14 protein-coding genes and 2 tRNA genes are annotated in these 16273 nt (G+C 70.7%); 12 read left to right on the forward strand and 4 right to left on the reverse strand.

The annotated features are described in order from the left end of the window. Positions 1-215: 215 nt before the first annotated feature. The 4 genes from ABZ624_RS14755 (at position 216) to ABZ624_RS14770 (ending at position 4159) form a co-directional block, all read left to right on the forward strand. Positions 216-812 carry a M48 family metallopeptidase gene (locus ABZ624_RS14755; protein WP_360087314.1) on the forward strand — a complete coding sequence of 199 codons (597 nt, stop codon included), beginning with the start codon at positions 216-218 and terminating at the stop codon, positions 810-812. Positions 813-941: 129 nt separating this feature from the next. Then, complete coding sequence (locus ABZ624_RS14760) at positions 942-2693, forward strand: TerD family protein (RefSeq protein ID WP_360087317.1); 1752 nt, start codon at positions 942-944, stop codon at positions 2691-2693. A 12-nt stretch (positions 2694-2705) separates the two neighbouring features. After that, a complete protein-coding gene (locus ABZ624_RS14765) occupies positions 2706-3386 on the forward strand; it encodes an AIM24 family protein (RefSeq protein ID WP_360087320.1) in 681 nt (226 codons plus the stop codon). A gap of 17 nt (positions 3387-3403) precedes the next feature. Next, on the forward strand, positions 3404-4159 hold the full coding sequence (locus tag ABZ624_RS14770) for an AIM24 family protein (protein WP_360087323.1): 756 nt from the start codon (positions 3404-3406) through the stop codon (positions 4157-4159). A 55-nt stretch (positions 4160-4214) separates the two neighbouring features. Here ABZ624_RS14770 and ABZ624_RS14775 read toward each other — a convergent pair whose 3' ends face one another. Both ABZ624_RS14775 and ABZ624_RS14780 read right to left on the reverse strand, forming a co-directional pair. Next, a complete protein-coding gene (locus ABZ624_RS14775; protein WP_360087326.1) occupies positions 4215-4730 on the reverse strand; it encodes an NUDIX hydrolase in 516 nt (171 codons plus the stop codon). Continuing rightward, positions 4727-6169, reverse strand: coding sequence for a zinc-dependent metalloprotease (locus tag ABZ624_RS14780; RefSeq protein ID WP_360087328.1), 1443 nt, complete (start codon positions 6167-6169; stop codon positions 4727-4729). Before ABZ624_RS14780 ends, ABZ624_RS14775 begins: the two co-directional genes overlap by 4 nt. A 191-nt stretch (positions 6170-6360) precedes the next feature. Between ABZ624_RS14780 and ABZ624_RS14785 the strand changes: the two genes are divergently transcribed. The 4 genes from ABZ624_RS14785 (at position 6361) to ABZ624_RS14800 (ending at position 9596) form a co-directional block, all read left to right on the forward strand. Beyond that, a complete protein-coding gene (locus ABZ624_RS14785) occupies positions 6361-7524 on the forward strand; it encodes an SDR family oxidoreductase (protein WP_360087331.1) in 1164 nt (387 codons plus the stop codon). A 162-nt stretch (positions 7525-7686) separates the two neighbouring features. Then, positions 7687-8148 carry a molybdenum cofactor biosynthesis protein MoaE gene (locus ABZ624_RS14790; RefSeq protein ID WP_360087334.1) on the forward strand — a complete coding sequence of 154 codons (462 nt, stop codon included), beginning with the start codon at positions 7687-7689 and terminating at the stop codon, positions 8146-8148. Positions 8149-8276: 128 nt separating this feature from the next. Then, positions 8277-8450, forward strand: coding sequence for a hypothetical protein (locus tag ABZ624_RS14795; protein WP_351238236.1), 174 nt, complete (start codon positions 8277-8279; stop codon positions 8448-8450). Between the two features lie 48 nt (positions 8451-8498). Further along, a complete protein-coding gene (locus tag ABZ624_RS14800) occupies positions 8499-9596 on the forward strand; it encodes a PDZ domain-containing protein (RefSeq protein ID WP_360087337.1) in 1098 nt (365 codons plus the stop codon). 78 nt (positions 9597-9674) lie between these two features. Here the strand turns inward: ABZ624_RS14800 and ABZ624_RS14805 are convergent, their stop codons facing one another. Next, positions 9675-10220, reverse strand: coding sequence for a PPA1309 family protein (locus ABZ624_RS14805; RefSeq protein WP_360087340.1), 546 nt, complete (start codon positions 10218-10220; stop codon positions 9675-9677). Positions 10221-10384: 164 nt separating this feature from the next. Here ABZ624_RS14805 and ABZ624_RS14810 point away from each other — a divergent pair, with 164 nt between their 5' ends. From ABZ624_RS14810 to ABZ624_RS14825, 4 genes are all read left to right on the forward strand, one after another. Continuing rightward, positions 10385-13336 (forward strand): UPF0182 family protein, encoded by a 2952-nt coding sequence (locus tag ABZ624_RS14810; protein WP_360087815.1) that lies wholly within the window; start codon positions 10385-10387, stop codon positions 13334-13336. A 41-nt stretch (positions 13337-13377) separates the two neighbouring features. Then, positions 13378-13451, forward strand: a tRNA-Met gene (locus tag ABZ624_RS14815). Positions 13452-13655: 204 nt separating this feature from the next. Next, entirely contained in the window at positions 13656-15467 is a 1812-nt protein-coding gene (locus ABZ624_RS14820) for a tetratricopeptide repeat protein (protein WP_360087343.1), read from the forward strand. 76 nt (positions 15468-15543) lie between these two features. Then, positions 15544-15617 (forward strand) — tRNA-Met (locus ABZ624_RS14825). Between the two features lie 105 nt (positions 15618-15722). On the opposite strand, the gene ABZ624_RS14830 is transcribed toward ABZ624_RS14825, so the two are convergent. Beyond that, the gene (locus ABZ624_RS14830; protein ID WP_360087346.1) at positions 15723-16139 is read right to left on the reverse strand and encodes a Fur family transcriptional regulator; all 417 of its coding nucleotides are present in this window, start codon (positions 16137-16139) and stop codon (positions 15723-15725) included. Positions 16140-16273 lie beyond the last annotated feature (134 nt).

Raw genomic sequence — 16273 nt, forward strand, 5'->3', positions numbered from 1 at the left:
GCGCCGGTCCGTCAGGCGCCGAGAGTTATCCACAGGTCGGGCATGTTTGTCATATAAGCCTGTTGGTAAAGAGCGTCATTTTTAGGTGTAACTGGCATAAAGCGGATGTGCGGATCGGTCGGAGGAGTCATAAGAATCAAACGCATGGTGGGGGATCGGCATCGAACCGTTCCGGAGCCGGGACTTCGGCCCTGCCCAGCGGGTAACGTCGGGGCGTGCCCGCCGACCCACTGCACCGCGCCGGAAAGCCACAGCGCAGCACGACGAGCCAGCCGCCCGGCGGCTCGGGGGCGAGCGCGATCGAGGTCCGCAGGAGCACCCGGCGCCGCCGGACGGTCTCCGCGTACCGCGAGGGCGATCGCACCGTCGTACTGATCCCCGCCCGGATGTCGAAGGCGGAGGAACAGCGCTGGATCACCGTCATGCTCGACAAACTCGCCGCCCAGGAGAGCAAACGGAAACTGGGCGACGCCGAGCTGGGCGAGCGCGCCGAGCGGCTGTCGGCGCAGTACTTCGACGGCCGGGCGCGGCCCGCCTCCGTGCGCTGGGTCACCAACCAGAACACCCGCTGGGGTTCGTGCACCCCGGCCGAGGGCAGCATCCGGCTCTCGCACCGGCTGCAGGGGATGCCCGAGTACGTCATCGACTACGTCCTCTGCCATGAGCTGGCGCATCTGCTGGTCCCCGGTCACGGGCCCGACTTCTGGCGGCTGCTGGAGGCGTACCCGCGCACCGAGCGGGCGCGGGGCTATCTCGAAGGGGTCGTCGCCGCCGAGCGGCTGCCGCATGCGCCGGGGACGCGCGGGGAGTGAGCCGCGCGCCGTCCGTCCGCCTCGGGGTGCGGTTGTGTACCGGGTCTGTACCGGCTGCGGGTGATGTCGGTCTTTGCCGTTAGCCTGGCGCGACGCACTCACATTCGGGATGGGGGACGGTCGTTACGCATGGCCAGGGAATTCCAACGCGGCCACAAGGCCAGGATCAGTGACCTCACGGCGGGCACGGATCTGTACGTAGGCGTACAGATCTCCGCTCCCGGGCTCACCTTCGACATCAGCTGCTTCGGTCTGGACGCCGACGAGCGCCTCTCGGACGACCGGTACTTCGTCTTCTTCAACCAGCCGAAGTCCCCGGAGGGGTCCGTCCAGCTGCTGGGTGCCCAGGCGGGCGACACGGAGTCGTTCCGGGTCACGCTGGACCGGATCCCCTCGCACATCCGCAAGCTGTCCTTCACGGCGACCATCGACGGCGCCGGGCAGATGTCGCAGGTCGCGCCCGGCCATCTGCGCATCGTGGCCGGCGGCGAGGAGGTCGCGCGGTATTCCTTCACCGGCGCGGAGTTCTCCACCGAGCGGGCCGTGATGCTCGGCGACATCTACCTGAAGGACGTGTGGCGGTTCGCCGCCGTCGGGCAGGGCTTCGACGGCGGTCTGGAAGCCCTGCTGAAGAACTTCGGCGGCGAGGTGCTGGAGCAGGAGGAGGAGGCTCCCGCCGCCCCGCAGCAGCCACAGCCCGGCGCCGCCCCCGGCTTCGCCCCGCCCGCCCAGGCCGCCGCCCCGCCGGCCTTCGCCGCCCCCACGGCCCCCGCGCCCGCGCCCGCCGCCCAGGCCCCCGCGCCGCAGTCCGCCGCGCAGAGCTTCGCCCCGCCGGCCGGCGGCACTCCGCCGCAAGGCTTCACCCCGCCCGGCCAGACCCCGTCCCCGGCGCCCGGCCACACCCCGCCCCCGTCCCCGGCGCCGAACGTGCATGCCGCGCCGACGGTCATCGCCCCCCTGACCCCGCCCGCCGGCGGCACCGTCCACCCGCCGGCCCCGGCTCCCGCGCCGTACGGTCAGCCCCAGCAGCAGCCGTACGGCCAGCCGCCCCAGCAGCCGTCGTACGGTGGCCAGCCGACCGCGCAGATGCCTCCGGGCTACGGCCAGCAGCCGCCCTCCTACGGCGGTCAGCCCGCCCCGCCCATGCCTCCGGGCTACGGCCAGGTCCCGGGCCAGCAGCCCGCCGGCTACGGAGTGCCGCAGGGCCTCCCGCAGGGCGGTGCCGGTGTGACGGCCGCGCTCCAGGCGTTCAAGGAGACGCCGACCGGACAGCGCTGGACGCAGCAGAACAAGAAGCTCATCCGCGTCGACCTCGGCATCGGCGGCCAGCCCGTGCTGGCCAAGCAGGGCAGCATGGTGCTCTACCAGGGCAAGGTCGACTTCAGCTACAAGGGCGCCGGTTTCGCCGGGCGGATCGTCGGCAGCGCCACCGGCCAGGAGATGCAGCTGATGCGCTGCACCGGCAACGGCCAGGTGTTCCTCGCCGAGAACTCCACCCACGTGCACCCCGTGGAACTCCAGGGTGACGCGATCTGCGTGTCCGCGGAGAACGTCCTCGCCTTCGACGAGACCCTGCAGTACGAGGTCCGCCGCATCGAGGGCCATGGCATCCCCGGCGGCGCGCTGTTCACCATGCAGTTCCAGGGCACCGGCACCATCGTCGTCAAGACGCACGGCACGCCCGTGGTCCTGCCGGTCACACCGACCACCTTCGCCGACTGCAACGCCGTCGTCGCCTGGTCGGCCGCCGCCCAGGTGATCGTCTCCAGCCAGGTCCGCATGCGCCGCAACGCCTACCCGGGCGACACCGGCGAGAGCGTCAACCTCCAGTTCCGGGGCGCACCCGGCAACTTCATCGTCGTCCAGCCGTACGAGGTCTAAGGGGAGCCCGTCATGAACCAGCCGCTCGCGGGCTACGCCCCCGCACCCGTCACCGCCCGCATGGAGAACCACGGCGAGCACATGCTGAAGGTCGCCATGCAGACCGGAAACGACCTCCTCGCGCGCGTGGGCTCGATGGTCGCCTACGAAGGCTTCGTCCAGTACGAGCCCAACCCGCCGGCCGTCCGCCAGATCGCCCGCGACTGGATCACCGGCGAGGGCGCCCCGCTGATGAAGTGCACCGGTGACGGACTGCTCTACCTCGCCGACTACGGCGCGAACGTCGTCGTGATCAACCTCAACGGCGACGGCATCTCCGTCAACGCCACCAACCTGCTCGCCTTCGACGCCCATCTGACGTGGGGTGTCGAGCGGGTCAAGGGACTCGCGAAGTTCGCCGGGCAGGGGCTGTGGAACACCAGGATCTCCGGGCAGGGCTGGGTCGCGCTGACCTCCCGGGGCACGCCGATCGTCGTCGACTGCGGCGGCGGCGAGGACGAGACGTACGTCGACCCCGACGCGCTCGTCGCCTGGTCGCCGAACCTGAGGGTGAAGGGCAAACGCAGCTTCAAGGCGCAGTCGCTGATCGGCCGCGGCAGCGGCGAGGCCTACCAGATGGCCTTCTCCGGCCAGGGCATCGTCGTCGTCCAGCCCAGCGAGGACAGCACCGACCGCCTCCGGATCCGGGGCTGAGGGGGAGCCAGAACGCCATGCAGAGCCCGCTTTTCGCACACAACGACGTCCAGACCCAGGAGCGCTGGAGCCTGCAGAACAAGCAGATGCTCCGCGTCACCCTGGAGGGCCACGACGACATCCTGGCCCGCAAGGGCACCATGGTCGCCTACCAGGGCCTGGTCGAGTTCGACGCCGAGTACCGCAGCAACAACCAGGCACGCGCGCGTGCGCACACCGGCGAGGGCCTGGACCTGATGCGCTGTCACGGACAGGGCACGGTGTACCTCGCCAACCTCGGCCAGCACGTGCACATCATGGACGTCGAGCAGGACGGGCTGACCGTCGACAGCTCCTACGTCCTCGCCATGGACTCCTCGCTGCACCACGAGGTCATCGCCGTGGACAGCCTCTACGGCATCTCCGGCTCCGGGAAGTACCAGCTGAACATCACCGGGCGCGGCAGGGTCGCCCTGATGACCTCCGGTGCGCCGCTGCTGATGCAGGTCACGCCCGACAGGTACGTCAACTGCGACGCGGACGCGATCGTCGCCTGGTCCACCGGGCTGCGTGTGCAGATGCAGGCCCAGACGCACTCCTCGGGGGTGTGGCGCAGGCGCGGCAGCACCGGTGAGGGCTGGGAGCTGAGCTTCATGGGGTCCGGGTTCGCGCTGGTCCAGCCCAGCGAGCTGCTGCCGCCGCAGAACGCGGTGATCGGCCAGGGCCTCGCCGCCCAGTTCGGCATGGGGCAGCACGGGGCGCGCGGGCAGAACCAGGGGAATGTCTGGAACTGACCGTCCGGAGACAGAGGTAAGGGGCGGCCACCCAATGCGGCCGCCCCTTACACGTTCACAGCCTGGCGCGGGTCGCGTCCAGCAGCCGTACGACCGACTCGTCCGCCACGTCCGGCACCTCGGTGTAGGCGAACCAGCGCAGGTCGAGCGACTCGTCGCTGATCGCCTCGACGGCGCCGGCCGGAGCGAGCGCCGCGTACTGGACGTCGAGGTGCCAGGCGCACGGGGTGTGGTGGCGGTCCAGGCGCACCGGGCCACCGGACAGCAGGGCCAGCCCGGCGATGCCCGACTCCTCCGTCGCCTCCCGCAGGGCCGCCTGCGCCAGCGTGGCGTCGGCGGGCTCGCAGTGGCCGCCCATCTGCAGCCACATCCGCATCTTCTTGTGGAGGGTCAGCAGCACCCGCTCCCGCGCCGGGTCGATCACCAGCGCGCTCGCCGTGACATGCCCGGGCGTACAGGCCTTCCACATGCCGTCGGGGTGCGCCTGCAGGTGGTCGAGATAGGCCTGGCGCAGCTCGTCCTGGTCCTCGTACCCCTTGAGTACGAGGACCGCGTCGTCGTACAGGCTCACTCGGCGTCGTCGCCCCTGGTGTCGTCGTCCTTCTTGCGCAGGTCGGGCTTGCCCTGCGAGCCGCCCGCCGCCTCGCCGAGCATCTTGTCCAGCTCGGAGAAGTCCAGCTGCTCGCGGTGCACGAAACCGTCCGGGTCGTCCAGGTCGGTCGCGGTCGGGAGCATGTCGGGGTGGGCCCACAGGCCGTCCCGGCCGTCGACCCCGCGCGCGTCCGTGAGCGAGGCCCACAGGCGGGAGGCGTCGCGCAGCCGGCGGGGGCGCAGCTCCAGGCCGATCAGCGTGGCGAACGTCTGCTCCGCCGGGCCGCCGGTCGCGCGGCGCCGGCGCAGGGTCTCGCGCAGCGCGTCGGCGGAGGACAGCCGCGGCTTCGCCGCCGCGTGCACCACCGCGTCCACCCAGCCCTCGACGAGCGCCAGAGCGGTCTCCAGACGGGCCAGGGCGGCCTTCTGCTCCGGGGTGTCCTCCGGCTGGAACATGCCCTGCTGCAGCGCGTCCTGCAGCTGCTCGGGGTTCTGCGGGTCGAACTGGCCGACCACGTCCTCCAGCTTGGCCGTGTCGACCTTGATCCCGCGCGCGTAGCCGTCGACCGCGCCGAACAGGTGCGAGCGCAGCCACGGCACATGCGCGAACAGGCGCTGGTGGGCCGCCTCGCGCAGGGCCAGGTAGAGCCGCACCTCCTCCTGGGGTACGCCGAGGTCCTTGCCGAAGGCCTCCACGTTGGCGGGGAGCAGCGCGGCCTTGCGGGCCGGGGCGAGCGGCAGGCCGACGTCGGTGGAGCCGACGACCTCGCCCGCGAGCACGCCGACGGCCTGCCCGATCTGCGTGCCGAACATGGCGCCGCCCATCGAGCGCATCATGCCGATCAGCGGGCCCGCCATGGCCTGCATCTCCTCCGGCAGGACGTCGCCCATGGCCGCGCCGACCCGCTCGGCGACCGGGTCGACCAGCTCCTGCCAGGCGGGCAGGGTCGCCTCCACCCACTCCGCGCGGGACCAGGCCACCGCCGAGGCCGAGCCCGACGGCAGGGACGTGGCGTCGTCCAGCCACAGGTCGGCCAGGCGGACGGCCTCCTCGACCGCCTTGCGCTCGGCCGGCCCGACACTGGCGTCCTTCGTGCCGTCCGGGGCGCCCTGGGCGACCGTCTGGCGGGCGATCTGCTTGGCCATGTCCCAGTTCACCGGACCGCCCTCGTAGGAGAGCATCTGGCCCAGCTGCTGGAACGCGGCGCCCAGGTCGGTGGGGTTCAGGGATCCGAACATGGCTGCGAGCGGATTGTCGGCGCCGGGGCCGCCAAAGCCCCCGGCTCCGGGCAGGCCGCCGAAGCCGAACGGGTTGGCCGGTCCCTGCTCACCACCGCTCTGCTGGTCCTTCTTCTTGCCCTCGTCGCCGTCTTCCGGCTCCTCCGGCGGAAGGCCGAAACCGAATGGGGTGTCACTCACGGGATTCCTCGGCTGGTAAGGCCGCCGGTTCTCTCCGGCGGCGCGGCTGCCCGACAACACCACCCAGCCTAGACACCCGGACCCGATCGGGCCTCGGTGCTTCGCCCACGGCAGGCCTGCGGCAGGATGGATGCACCTGGTACGTACGCGTCCCCCGCGCTCGTACTGAAGACAACCGCTGGAGACGCCCGGTGAGTTCCCCAGATCCGCAGGTTCGCGCAGCGCGAAACCCCACAGCCCACCCGTCGCCCGACCACCGCCCCTCAACGACGGCGCTTCGCGCCGGCGAGACGACTGCCCTGCGCGGACCCGTCGTCGCGGTCACCGGAGCCGCCGGCGGGGTCGGTGCCCTGCTCACCGAGCGGCTCGCCGCCTCCGAGGAGATCAAGCAGGTCATCGCCATCGACGAGCGGCGAGGCGAGTGTGCCGCCGCCAGCTGGCACATCCTCGACGTGCGCGACCCCGCCATCGCGGACAAGCTGCGGGGCGCCGACGTGGTCGTCCACCTCGCGCTCGACCTCGATCTGGAGACCGATGCGGCGGCTCGTACCGCTTACAACGTCCGGGGGACACAGACCGTCCTCACGGCCGCCGCGGCGGCCGGCGTGCACCGGGTCGTGCTGTGCACCTCGGCGATGGTCTACGGCGCGCTGCCGGACAACGAGCTGCCTCTCTCGGAGGACGCCGAGCTGCGGGCGACAGCCGAGGCCACCGGCGTCGGGGACCTGCTGGAGATCGAGCGGCTGGCGCGGCGGGCGCCGCGGGCGCACCCGGGGCTGAACGTGACCGTCGTACGGCCCGCGGTGCTGGTCGGCGGCACGGACACCGCGCTGACCCGGTACTTCGAGTCCCCGCGGCTGCTCGTCGTCGCCGGGTCACGGCCCGCGTGGCAGTTCTGCCACGTCGAGGACCTGTGCGGTGCTCTGGAGTACGCCGTCCTGGAGAAGGTCGACGGGGAACTGGCCGTCGGCTGCGACGGGTGGCTGGAGCAGGAGGAGGTCGAGGAGCTCAGCGGGATCCGGCGGATGGAGCTGCCGTCGGCGGTCGCGCTCGGCGCGGCGGCCCGGCTGCACCGGATCGGGCTCACGCCCTCTCCCGCGGGGGATCTGGCGTACACGATGTACCCGTGGGTGGTCAGCGGCAGCCGGTTGCACGACGCCGGATGGCGGCCGCAGTGGACCAACGAGGAGGTGCTCGCGGAACTGCTGGAGGAGGTTTCCGGACGGCATACGGTGGCGGGGCGGCGGCTGGGGCGCAAGGACGCGACGGCGGCGGGAGCCGCGGGGGCGACGGTGGCTCTGCTGGGCGCTGCCGCTGTGGTCCGGCGGGCTCGGAAGGCTCGGCGGCGGGTGTGAGGCGTGCCGCGCCGGGGGCGCACGTCGTACAGGCCGCCACGTCGACAGGCCGCCGCCACGTCGTACAAGCCGCCGCGTCGTACAAGCCTCCAAGACGCCCCACGCGCGTGCCTGGTGAATCTCGTATACCCGCGTGTCACGCGCGTGCGGCACGATGGGGGCATGGCACATGCGAACGAGCACCCCGGTGAGCAGGCGGCGCAGGATCCCATCAAGCTGATCGGTGTCCGGGAGACCGCGCTCTCCGTGGACGAGGTCTTCCAGGCCGTCGGGGACGACGCGGCCGGGGGCATCGCGCTGTTCGTGGGGACCGTGCGGAACCACGACGGGGGCGCCGACGTGGACGCCCTCGGGTACTCCTGCCACCCCAGTGCCGAAGCCGAGATGCGGCGGATCGCCGAGAAGGTGGTGGCCGAGTATCCGGTGCGGGCGCTGGCCGCCGTGCACCGCGTGGGCGACCTGAACGTGGGGGATCTCGCCGTGGTCGTCGGCGTGGCGTGTCCGCACCGGGCCGAGGCCTTCGAGGCCTGCCGCAAGCTGATCGACGACCTCAAGCACGAGGTGCCCATCTGGAAGCACCAGAAGTTCTCGGACGGGACGGAAGAATGGGTCGGGGCCTGTTGACGTCCGTCACTCGGGGCATCTGGGCCCCCCAGGTTGCGTAACCGGCCCCCTCGCGTGAGCGTTGTCAGTGCGGATGGTTAATCTGCTGATCAGTCAGTTGCGGACGCTCATGGCGTTGGGAGGTCGGCATGGGGGCGCTTGTCTGGCTGCTGATTCCGCTCTTGGCCGCGATCGGCGGCGGGCTGTGGGGCAGTTGGGCCAACAGAACACGCAAGGTGCGCGGCGACGGCCCCGAGCTGGACGGCTATGCCCGGTTCCGTGAAGCCATGGAGCGGTCCCGCACGGGTGCCGGCGGTGCGTGACGGATGCCCTGACGGTCCGCTGACACAGGCGTCCCGTACTGTCGTGTCATGCCACGCCGCACCGCGACGATGCTCGCCTCCACCCTGATGCTGATCGCGCTCCTGTGCGCGGGAGTGCTCATCCCCGTGCCGTACGCGGAGATGTCTCCCGGCCCGACCGTGAACACGCTGGGGGACCACGACGGCGAGCCGGTGCTGCAGATCACCGGGCACAAGACGTACCCGGCCGATGGTCACCTGAACATGACGACCGTCCGAGTGACCAGCGCGGACTTCCGGATGAACCTGGTAGAGGCGGTGTACGGCTGGCTGGCGCCCGACAGCAAGATCGTGCCGCACGACACGCTCTACCCGGACGGCAAGACCGAGCAGCAGTCCACCCAGGAGAACGCCGAGGAGTTCAGCCAGTCCCAGGAGAGCGCCAAGGTCGCCGCCCTGAAGGAACTGGGCGTCCCCGTGAAGTCCTGGGTGATCGTCTCCACCGTCGTCAAGGGCTCACCGGCCGAGAGCAGGCTGCACGCCGGTGACGTGATCAAGACCGTGGACGGTACGGCCGTGAAGCAGCCCTCCGACGTGGCCAAGTTCGTCACCGCGCACAAGCCCGGGCAGAAGGTCGTGTTCACCGTCGTCCCGGCCAAGGAGCAGGCCGCCGCCGAGAAGGCGCACAGGACGGCGACGAAGACCCAGGACGTCACCATCACCACGACCACCTCCGACGACACCGGCGCCAAGCGGGCCATCGTCGGGATCTCCGCCGGGACCGACCACACCTTCCCGTTCACCATCGACATCAAGCTCGCCGACGTCGGCGGGCCGAGCGCCGGCCTGATGTTCGCCCTCGGCATCTACGACAAGCTGACCCCGGGCAGCCTGACCGGCGGCAGGTTCGTCGCCGGCACCGGCACCATCGACGACAACGGCACCGTCGGACCGATCGGCGGCATCGAGATGAAGACCGTCGGCGCGCGCGACAAGGGCGCCCAGTACTTCCTGACGCCCGCCGACAACTGCGCGGCCGCCGCCAAGGACACGCCGAGCGGGCTCCGGCTGGTGAAGGTCAAGACGATCGGGGACGCGCTCGGTGCGCTGAAGGACATCCGCAGCGGGAACACCGCGGCGCTGCCCCAGTGCACCACCAAGGGCTGACCGGCACGCCCGTGTGACACGGCTGGGGGCGCCCCGCAGAGCAGGGGCGCCCCCATCGCCGTACCGCACCGGGCGGGATCAGGCCTCGAACGTCGCCGCCAGGGCCGCCGCCAGGCCGGGGACCAGGTCCGGGCCCGTCAGGACCTCCGTCGGGGAGTCCTTCTCGCGCAGCCGCAGCGCCGACTCACGGCCGCCGTCACGCAGCACCGCGACCGTCATGCGCACCTCCTGGCGCTCGGGGTGCTCGGCGACCCACCTGGCCAGCTTGGCCTCGCTCAGGTTCTGCGGGACCTGCGCCTCGGCGGACGGCGGCAGCATCAGGCGCTCCACCGAGAGCGCGCAGCCGACCACCGCGTCGGGCCAGGCGATGGTGCCGAGGAACTCGTCCAGCGGCTTGCCGGACGGGATCTCGTCCTGCTCGATCGGGGTGAGACCGGCGGTCTCGGACTCGTCCCCGTCAAGGCCGAGCTGGGCCGCGAGCGAGGGTTCCTGAGCCCGCAGCCGTGCGGTGTCGACAAGGGCGAAGAGGCGAGCGGGCTGGTTCCAGCCGAGGCCGGAGACGTACTCGTCGATCTCGAGTACGGCCCGGGAGAGCGGGCTCGCTGCCATGGGAGTGTTGGACATGGTCACAATCCTGCCTCGTTCCCCGCCGGAATCGGGAACCGAGCAGTGCGTGAGTAAGTTGCATAGGTGTTGGCCCGCGATCACGGGGGGCAACCGAGGGCCCGCGAACACGAGGGCCTGACGGATCGACAGCGAACTTCGAGGTGCACACCTTGGCTTTCCAGATGCCGGACCGCGGCGGAGGCCCGACAGGGCCGCGGATCAGAGCGGGCCGTCCGTCCCGGCCGGCCAGGACCCTGCTCATGACACTGGGCGTCCTGGCCGTCCTCGGCATGGCGTTCACCATGTTCGCGGGCTTCTGGACGGACTGGCTGTGGTACCGGTCGGTGCACTACTCGTCCGTGTTCACGACCGTGCTGTGGACCAAGATCGGTCTCTTCTTCGTCTTCGGTCTGCTGATGGCGGTCGCCGTGGGGGTCAACATCTGGCTCGCGCACCGGCTGCGGCCCCCGCTGAGCGCCATGTCCATGGAGCAGCAGAGCCTCGACCGCTACCGGATGGGCATCGCGCCGTACAAGAGGTGGCTGCTGCTCGCCGTCACCGCGCTCGTCGGGCTGATCGCCGGCGCCTCCGCGGCCGGCCAGTGGCGGACCTGGCTGATGTGGGTCAACGGCGTGCCCTTCCACCAGAAGGACCCGCAGTTCCACCTCGACGTCTCCTTCTACGCCTTCGACCTGCCCTGGTACCGCTTTCTGCTCGGCTTCGGCTTCGCCGCCGCCGTCCTGTGCCTGATCGCCGCCGCGCTCACGCACTACCTGTACGGCGGACTGCGCGTCACCAGCCCCGGCGCACGCGCCACGGCCGCCGCGACCGGACATCTGTCGGTGCTGCTCGGCATCTTCGTCGCCCTGAAGGCGGTCGCCTACTGGCTCGACCGGTACGGCCTGGCCGTCAAGTCCAGCGACTTCAAGGCCACCGGCGACTGGACCGGTCTGCGCTACGTCGACGCCAACGCCTATCTGCCGGCGAAGACGATCCTGTTCTGCATCGCCGTGATCTGCGCGCTGCTCTTCTTCGCCACGCTGTGGCGGCGCACCTGGCAGCTGCCGGTGATCGGCTTCGGCCTGATGGTCCTCTCGGCGATCCTGATCGGCGGCCTGTATCCGGCGATCGTGCAGAAGTTCCAGGTCCAGCCCAACGAACAGGCCAAGGAAGCCCCGTACGTCCAGAAGAACCTCGAGGCGACCCGCGAGGCGTACGGCATCGACGACACCAAGGTCTCCGAGTACGCGGGCAAGTCCGCGACCTCGGACCAGGCCACGGCCTCGGACAAGGCCAGGCTGCGGGGTGACGCCGACGCCGCGGCGAGCATCCGCATCATGGACCCGAACATCGTCTCGCCGACGTTCCAGCAGCTGCAGCAGATGAAGAACTACTACGGGTTCCCGACCAACCTGGACGTCGACCGGTACAGCACCACCAAGGACGGCAAGGACCAGGACACGGTCATCGGTCTGCGCGAACTGAACCTGGACGGCGTCCCGAAGAACAACTGGATCAACGACCACTTCCGCTACACGCACGGCTACGGCGTGGTCGCCGCCAAGGGCACCGAGGCCGACTCCCAGGGCCAGCCGGTCTTCACCGAGTACGACCTGCCGTCCCGGGGCGACCTGCCCACGTACCAGCAGCGGATCTACTACGGCGAGAAGACCACCACCTACTCCATCGTCGGCGGTCCCCAGAAGGAGATCGACTACTCCGACGACAGCGGTGAGAAGACCACCAGCTACGCGGGCAAGAGCGGGGTCAACCTCGACAACCCCATCAACCGGGCCGCGTACGCGGTGGCGTTCAACGAGCCGCAGATCCTCTACTCGGGCGCGATCGGCAAGGGCTCGCGGATCCTGTACAACCGCACGCCCAAGGAGCGCGTCGAGGCGGTCGCCCCCTGGCTGACCATCGACGGCGACGCCTACCCGGCGGTCGTCAAGGGCCGTATCCAGTGGATCGTGGACGCCTACACGACGTCGAACGGCTACCCGTACTCCTCCCGCACGACCCTCGGGGACACGACCGCCGACTCGCTGACCGCCGCCAACAACAACCGTGCCGTGGTGGCCCAGCAGAACCAGGTCAACTACATCCGCAACTCGGTGAAGGCGACCGTCGACGCGTACACCGGCGAGGTCAAGCTCTACCAGTGGGACACCAAGGACCCGGTGCTGAAGACCTGGATGAAAGCCTTCCCCGGCACGGTCCAGCCGCGCAAGGCCATCTCCCGGGAGCTGACGGCCCATCTGCGCTATCCGCAGGACCTGTTCAAGGTCCAGCGCGAGCTGCTCACCCGCTACCACGTGACCGACGCGCAGACGTTCCTCACCGGCAGTGAGGTGTGGCAGGTGCCGGACGACCCGACGAACAAGTCGGGCAACGCGGTGCCGCCGTACTACCTGAGCATGAAGATGCCGGACCAGAGCAACCAGGCGTTCTCGCTGTCGACGACGTTCACCCCCAACGGGCGGTACAACCTGAGCGCCTTCATGTCGGTCGACGCCGAGGCCGGCAGCAGCGACTACGGCAAGATCAGAATCCTGAAACTGCCGACCAGCACGACGGTCGACGGGCCCAGACAGGTGCAGAGCCAGTTCAACTCCGAACAGGACATCGCCGCCGCGATCAAGCTCCTCAAGGGCGGCGACTCGGAGGTCGAGTACGGCAACCTGCTGACCGTGCCGCTGGACGGAGGACTGCTCTACGTGGAGCCGGTGTACGTACGCGGCGGCGGACTGAAGTACCCGCTGCTGCGCAAGGTGCTGGTCACCTACGAGGGCAGGACCGCGTTCGAGAACACCCTCGGCGAGGCCCTCGACAAGGTCTTCGGTACGCAGGGGGCGACCACCACCCCGCCGGACACCGGCACCACCACTCCGCCCACGCCCACCAGCCCGACCGTCCAGCAGGCCCTGGACGACGCGCAGAAGGCCTACGACGCCGGACAGAAGGCCCTGCGGGACGGGCCGGACTGGACCGCGTACGACAAGGCCCAGAAGGAGCTGAAGGACGCGCTGAAGCGGGCGCAGGACGCGGAGGCCAGGGCCGGCCAGTCCGGCGGTGACAAGAACAGTGGTGACAAGAACGGCAGCGGAAAGAACGGGAGCGGGAAGAAGAGTTGATCAAGACCCCTCCGCGCCGTGGTACGGTTACCGGGCAACGGCGCGGGGTGGAGCAGCTCGGTAGCTCGCTGGGCTCATAACCCAGAGGTCGCAGGTTCAAATCCTGTCCCCGCTACTGCAGTCGAAGGCCCGGATCCCAAGGGATCCGGGCCTTCGTGGTGTGCGAACTCATGTACTGAGGGGAGGGACGGCCGCGCCGCCGTGGGGAGTTGAGCGGTGTGTGTTTGACTTGTCTCCCTGTGGGCATGTCGACAAAACGCTGAAGTGACCTCACGGGCTGCGGTATACCGGGTGTACCCAGGTTGCAGGTGGTGCGACGATGGACGTTATGGGGGACAAGGGAACTCTGTTCGAGTCAGGGCGATTTGTGCAGTCTTCCGGTGAAGAGCCGTCCCGGGACGAGTTGAGCGACATGGGGGACGCCGCGGAAGAGGTACGTCTCGGGCTGGCCGCGCAGAGCGGCGACGCCGAGGCGGCGAGCGTCCTCGGAGCCATGCTGCTGCGCCGTGGCGACCTCGACGGAGCCGAATCCCATCTGCGGGCCGCCACCGCGGCCGGCGACCGGGCCGCCGCCAACAACCTCGGTGTCCTGCTGCATCAGCGTGGCTACCCCGAGGAGGCCGCCGGCTGGTGGCGCGTCGCCGCCGTCGCCGGCTCCGCCGCCGCCGCGCACGCGCTGGGCCGCCATCACCGTGAGCGCGGGGACGAGCCCGCCGCCGAGTACTGGCTGCGCCAGTCCGCCGAACAGGGCCATGTCCTCGGTGCCTACGCGCTCGCCGACCTGCTGGAGCACCGCGGGGACGCCGGCGCCGAGCCCTGGATGCGGGCCGCGGCCGAGCGCGGCCACCGGGAGGCCGCCTACCGGCTCGCCCGCACGCTCGACCGCAGAGCCGGGCGCGAGGACGAGAGCGGGGGTGACAACGCTGTCGCGGAGGCCGAACAGTGGTACCGGCAGGCCGCCGCCCGCGGGCACCGGCGCGCCGCGCTGCACCTCGGCGCGATCCTGGAGAAGCGCGGGGAACTGAAGGAGGCCGGGCGCTGGTACCTGACCTCCGCCAAGGACGGCGAGCCGCGGGCCGCCTGCGCGCTCGGCTTCCTGCTGCGCGACGCCGGGGACACCGAGAGCGCGGCCGTGTGGTGGCTGCGCGCCGCCCAGGAGGGCGACGGCAACGCGGCCAACGCGCTCGGCGCGCTGCACGCCGAGCGCGGCGAGACCCAGACCGCCGAGCGCTGGTACCGGGCGGCGCTGGACGCCGGTGACGACAACGGGGCGTACAACCTCGGGCTGCTCTGCGCCGAGCAGGGGCGGACCGCCCAGGCCGAGCAGTGGTACCGGCGGGCCGCCTACGCCGGGCACCGGGAGGCCGCCAACGCGCTCGCCATCCTGCTGCTCCAGGGCGGCGACACCACCGGCGCCGAGCCGTGGTTCTCCAAGGCCGCCGAGGCCGGGAGCGTGGACGCCGCGTTCAACCTCGGGATCCTCTACGCCGGGCGCGGTCAGGAGGAGATGGCGCTGCGCTGGTACGAGCGGGCGGCCGCCGCCGGGCACACCGAGGCCGCGCTCCAGGTCGGGATCGCCCGGCTGCGCGAGGGCGACGAGCCGGAGGCCGAACGGCATCTGCGCTGCGCGGCGGGCGCGGGCAGCGCGGAGGCGGCGTACCGGCTGGCCACGCTGCTCGACGCGCGCCGGCCGCCGGAGCCTGCGCACGAGCTGGGCGAGATCGTGCATGAGAAGACCGAGTGCGAGGAGTGGTACGAGCGGGCGGCGACCCAGGGACACCGGCGGGCGCAGGTGCGGGTCGGCATGCTCGCGGCGGCGCGGGGGGACGTGGTCGAGGCGGCGCGGTGGTACCGGGCGGCGGCGGAGGCCGGATCGCGCAACGGCGCCTTCAATCTGGGGCTGCTGCTGGCGCGGGAGGGGAGTGAGCCGGAGGCGGCGGTGTGGTGGACGCGGGCGGCCGATGCGGGCCACGGCCGGGCGGCTCTTCGGCTGGCCCTTGTCTACGCGCGTCGGGGGGAGCTGGCGGAAGGGCAGAAGTGGGCGGACCGGGCGGTCGCGCTGGGGCCGGCGGAGGTTGCGGAGCGGGCGGGGCGGTTGCGGGACGCGCTGCGGGAGGAACTTTCAGCGTGAACGCGTGAGCCAGGCCACGTCCCGGGGAACTGATTTGCTTCCGTCGTCCTCCCTCACGTAATGTCGTGTTCACCGACGCGGGGTGGAGCAGCTCGGTAGCTCGCTGGGCTCATAACCCAGAGGTCGCAGGTTCAAATCCTGTCCCCGCTACTGAAGGCCGAGGGCCGGAATCCAGAGATGGGTTCCGGCCCTCAGCCGTTGTGCGGATGCATGAAGAAGCCCCGGCGGGTGCCGGGGCTTCAGGGGAAGGGTGCGTCACGCCCTCGCGCAGTCCGGGCACAGCCCCCGGTACGTCAGCTCGACGTCCGACACCGTGAAGCCGAAGCGCTCCGTGTCGGGGAGATCGGCGAGCGGGTTGCCCGTCGGACGGACGTCGCGGATCGCGCCGCAGCGTGCGCAGACCAGGTGATGGTGCGGCTGGTGTGCGTTCGGGTCGTAGCGCTTGGCCCGTTTGTCCGTCGTGACTTCCAGCACCTCGCCGAGCGAGACCAGCTCGCCCAGCGTGTTGTAGACGGTCGCCCGGGAGATCTCGGGCAGCTTCGCGACAGCCCGCGCGTGGACCTCGTCGGCTGTCAGGTGCACATGCTCGCCGTCGAGGACCTCGGCCACGACGCGCCGCTGCGCGGTCATCCGCCATCCGCGTCCACGCAGCCGTTCCAGAAGGTCGCTCATGGCCACCAGCCTAACAGGAATACGTACCAGGACGGGAATAGGTGTGACTTTGGAACGCTGCTTGACTTAGAACTAGTCCAATGTAGGATCCAGAACGGCTTTGGCCACAGGACAGGACTGGGACAGGACTAGTC

This window comes from Streptomyces sp. NPDC007205, from assembly GCF_040634095.1.
Classification (GTDB): Bacteria; Actinomycetota; Actinomycetes; order Streptomycetales; family Streptomycetaceae; genus Streptomyces.

What these genes read in the sequence shown, in the direction of transcription:
- ABZ624_RS14760 (WP_360087317.1), top strand. Translation starts at nt 942, where the DNA reads ATGGCCAGGGAATTCCAACGCGGCCACAAGGCCAGGATCAGTGACCTC.
- ABZ624_RS14800 (WP_360087337.1), top strand. Translation starts at nt 8,499, where the DNA reads ATGCCACGCCGCACCGCGACGATGCTCGCCTCCACCCTGATGCTGATC.
- ABZ624_RS14820 (WP_360087343.1), top strand. Translation starts at nt 13,656, where the DNA reads ATGGACGTTATGGGGGACAAGGGAACTCTGTTCGAGTCAGGGCGATTT.
- ABZ624_RS14795 (WP_351238236.1), top strand. Translation starts at nt 8,277, where the DNA reads ATGGGGGCGCTTGTCTGGCTGCTGATTCCGCTCTTGGCCGCGATCGGC.
- ABZ624_RS14805 (WP_360087340.1), bottom strand. Translation starts at nt 10,220, where the DNA reads ATGTCCAACACTCCCATGGCAGCGAGCCCGCTCTCCCGGGCCGTACTC.
- ABZ624_RS14830 (WP_360087346.1), bottom strand. Translation starts at nt 16,139, where the DNA reads ATGAGCGACCTTCTGGAACGGCTGCGTGGACGCGGATGGCGGATGACC.
- ABZ624_RS14810 (WP_360087815.1), top strand. Translation starts at nt 10,385, where the DNA reads ATGCCGGACCGCGGCGGAGGCCCGACAGGGCCGCGGATCAGAGCGGGC.
- ABZ624_RS14770 (WP_360087323.1), top strand. Translation starts at nt 3,404, where the DNA reads ATGCAGAGCCCGCTTTTCGCACACAACGACGTCCAGACCCAGGAGCGC.
- ABZ624_RS14790 (WP_360087334.1), top strand. Translation starts at nt 7,687, where the DNA reads ATGGCACATGCGAACGAGCACCCCGGTGAGCAGGCGGCGCAGGATCCC.
- ABZ624_RS14765 (WP_360087320.1), top strand. Translation starts at nt 2,706, where the DNA reads ATGAACCAGCCGCTCGCGGGCTACGCCCCCGCACCCGTCACCGCCCGC.